This window comes from Lapillicoccus sp., from assembly GCF_036559105.1.
Classification (GTDB): domain Bacteria; phylum Actinomycetota; class Actinomycetes; order Actinomycetales; family Dermatophilaceae; genus Lapillicoccus.
This window is the reverse complement of record NZ_DATBTV010000146.1, coordinates 1-3,048: the sequence shown is the minus strand read 5'-3', so window position 1 is coordinate 3,048 and position 3,048 is coordinate 1. Positions and strand designations below refer to the sequence as shown.

The window sequence follows — 3,048 nt, the reverse complement described above, 5'->3', positions numbered from 1 at the left end:
CCATAGCCATCGCCGGCGGAGGCTCGACGGCGCCACGGAAGCCGTGCCAGGGTGACCCATGGCTCCCACGGCAGCGTCCATCGACGAGTACATCTCGACCTTCCCCGCGGCCACCCAGGAGATCCTCCAGGAGCTGCGCCGACGCGTGCTCGCGGCCCTGCCGGACGCCCAGGAGCGGATCAGCTACCAGATCCCGACGTTCGCCGTCGACGGCCAGTACGTCATCTACATGGCCGGCTGGAAGCACCACGTCAGCGTCTACCCGGTCCCCCGCGGCGACGACGCGCTCGACGCCGATCTCGCGCCCTACCTCTCCGGCCAGAGCACCATCAAGCTCCCGCTCAAGGAGGCCGTCCCCTGGGACCTTGTCGACCGCGCGATCGCCGCCCAGGTCGCGGCCCGCGTGCCGCAGATCCGGCGCTAGCAGGTCAGGAGTCGCCGAGGGAGCTGAGCAACCGCTCCCCCGCACTCTTCATGTGCCGGTCCATGGCGGCCGCAGCCGCGTCGGCGTCCCGTGCCGCGATGGCCTCGGCGATGGCAGTGTGCTCGCCCAGCGTGAGGTTGGTATGCGCGACGTCGTTCACCGCGCGCTCGACCCAGACCCGGATCAGTGACCGGACGGTGGTGAGCAGGTCGGTCAGCAGGGAGTTTCCGGCCGCCTCGGCGATGACCTGGTGGAACCGCATGTCGGCCTCGACGAACACCCGGAACTCGTCGCGGTTCTCCCGCATCGTCACCAGCGTCGCCTCGATCGCCTCGCGCTGGTCGTCGGAGGCGAGGTCGGCGGCCAGCCGGGCGACCTGGACCTCGAGCACCGTGCGGACCTGGATCAGCTCGACGGTCTTGGGCTCCCCGAGCCAGAGCCCCCAGCTCAGGGTCTGCGGCAGCAGCTCGGAGACGCTGCCCTTGAGGTAGGTGCCCGAACCCGGCCGCACGCTGACGATGCCCAGCAGCTCCAGCGCCGCGAGCGCCTCGCGGACCGCGGACCGGCCCACGCCGAGCTGGGCCGCGAGCTGGCGCTCCGCCGGGAGACGGTCGCCCGCGGCGATCTCCCCTGAGGTGAAGAAGTCGAGCAGCCGCCGCGTCACCGCCGACACCGCGCTGACCGGCTCGATGGTCTGCAGGGGGCCGAGCCGAGGAGCGCTCGTACCGGTCACGCCGGCGGGGGAGGTCACGCCGGTCACTCTAACCATGTCTTCGCTGTTGGCTAACCGGTTGACTGGTTGACCAATTTATGACAGAGTCTCCCCTACACCTTCACCGGTCCACATCGACGTGACAAGGAGCTTCCCCCGTGCCGAACGGCCCCACCACCAGCGCCATCGGGCTGAGCACCTACAGCTTCTTCTGGCAGTGGCACGAGACCGCACCCCGGCCGCTGACGCTGCCCGGGATCGTCGCGAAGACCGCCTCCTGGGGTGTCGACCTCCTCCAGCTGTGCGACTACCCGGCGCTGGACGGGTACGACGCCGCGCAAGCCGCCGACCTGGGTGCCGTCGGCCGCGACCTCGGCGTCGCCTACGAGCTCGGCACCCGCGGCCTCGACACCGCGCACCTCCTGCACTACCTCGAGCTCGCCGACCGTCTCGACGTGACCCTGGTCCGGTCGATGGTCAAGCGCGAGGAGGTCGACGACGCGCCCGAGCTGCTGGCCAAGGTCGTCCCGGCCTACGCCGACGCCGGCGTGACGCTCGCCCTGGAGACCTACGAGCAGATCCCGACCCCGACCCTCGTCGACCTGGTCGCCGCGGAAGGCTCCGCATACCTCGGGATCGTCCTCGACCCCGGCAACTCGGTCGCCGCCCTCGAGACACCCCGTTCGACGATCGACCTCACCGCACCCCTCGTCCGCAATCTGCACGTCAAGGACTTCGCGTTCAGCCGGCAGGCCGGCTGGGTCGGGTTCACGTATGCGGGTGCGCGCCTCGGCGAGGGTCTCCTCGACTACGACTACCTCGTCGAGCAGGTCCGTCCGTACGAGCGCGGCATCAACCAGATCATCGAGCACTGGCTGGTCTGGCAGGGCGACAGCGCGACCAGCTGCCGCATCGAGGACGACTGGACCCTGCACAACCTTGCCTACCTGCGGCAGAAGGCCGCGCACACCCATCACGAAGGAGCACTGCAGAAATGACTGAGAACCTCACCATCGCCGTCATCGGCGCCGGCGGCAAGATGGGGATGCGCGTCTCCGACAACCTCGCCAAGAGCGCGCACGACGTCCGCTACGTCGAGACCTCCCCCGCCGGCCAACAGCGCACCATCGACGCCGGGCGCGAGGTGACCGACCTGTCCGACGCCATCAAGGACGCCGACGTCGTCATCCTCGCCGTCCCGGACATCGCGCTCCAGCCGGTCACCGCGCAGGTCGTCCCGCAGCTCGCCGCCGGCACCGTGGTCCTGACGCTCGACCCGGCCGCCGCCTACGCGAACCTGCTCTACCCGAGCGACGACGTGCACTACGCCGTGGCTCACCCCTGCCACCCGTCGATCTTCCTGCGTCGCACGACCGAGGAGGAGTATGCGGACACCTTCGGTGGCATCGCGGCTCCCCAGGACGTCCTGGCCGCCTACGAGGGTGGCGACGAGACCAAGCGCGCGCAGACCGAGGCCGTCATCCGCGCGATGTACGCGCCGGTCGTCGACGTGCACTGGATCACCGTCAAGCAGCTCGCGCAGTGCGAGCCGACCCTCGTCGAGACGATCGCCTGCATGGTCGGCGACTTCCTCAAGGAGTCGCTGCACGAGGCGGTCCACACCATGGGCATCCCCGAGCCGGCCGCACGGTCGATCCTCCTCGGCCACACCCAGGTGGCCCTCGCCAACGCGCTCCAGGGCGACAACCCGTTCTCGGACGCCTGCCTCATCGCCATGGACTACGGCCGCAGCAAGATCGTCAAGGACGACTGGAAGGTCATCTTCCAGGACGACGAGCTGGACAAGAACCTCCAGGCGATGCTCCACCTGCGCGAGCCCATCAGCCGCTGAGTCGCGTTCCAATCGCGTTCACTGACAAGGAAGTCCAGCGATGACCCTCATCCTCAACTC

Annotated in this window: 4 protein-coding genes; 3 read left to right on the top strand and 1 reads right to left on the bottom strand. The window is 69.4% G+C overall.

All coding sequences use genetic code 11. The annotated features are described in order from the left end of the window. Positions 1-58: 58 nt before the first annotated feature. Entirely contained in the window at positions 59-424 is a 366-nt protein-coding gene (locus VIG79_RS17650; protein WP_331888007.1) for an iron chaperone, read from the top strand. Positions 425-428: 4 nt separating this feature from the next. Here VIG79_RS17650 and VIG79_RS17645 read toward each other — a convergent pair whose 3' ends face one another. Continuing rightward, positions 429-1,175, bottom strand: a complete 747-nt coding sequence (locus tag VIG79_RS17645) for a FadR/GntR family transcriptional regulator (protein WP_331888005.1) — start codon at positions 1,173-1,175, stop codon at positions 429-431. Between the two features lie 119 nt (positions 1,176-1,294). Between VIG79_RS17645 and VIG79_RS17640 the strand changes: the two genes are divergently transcribed. After that, positions 1,295-2,134 carry a sugar phosphate isomerase/epimerase gene (locus tag VIG79_RS17640; protein WP_331888003.1) on the top strand — a complete coding sequence of 280 codons (840 nt, stop codon included), beginning with the start codon at positions 1,295-1,297 and terminating at the stop codon, positions 2,132-2,134. Beyond that, positions 2,131-2,988 carry a phosphogluconate dehydrogenase C-terminal domain-containing protein gene (locus VIG79_RS17635; protein ID WP_331888001.1) on the top strand — a complete coding sequence of 286 codons (858 nt, stop codon included), beginning with the start codon at positions 2,131-2,133 and terminating at the stop codon, positions 2,986-2,988. Before VIG79_RS17640 ends, VIG79_RS17635 begins: the two co-directional genes overlap by 4 nt. Positions 2,989-3,048: the final 60 nt, after the last annotated feature.

Excerpts from the sequence above, each read along its gene's own strand:
- VIG79_RS17650 (WP_331888007.1), top strand. The coding sequence starts at position 59 with ATGGCTCCCACGGCAGCGTCCATCGACGAGTACATCTCGACCTTCCCC.
- VIG79_RS17635 (WP_331888001.1), top strand. The coding sequence starts at position 2,131 with ATGACTGAGAACCTCACCATCGCCGTCATCGGCGCCGGCGGCAAGATG.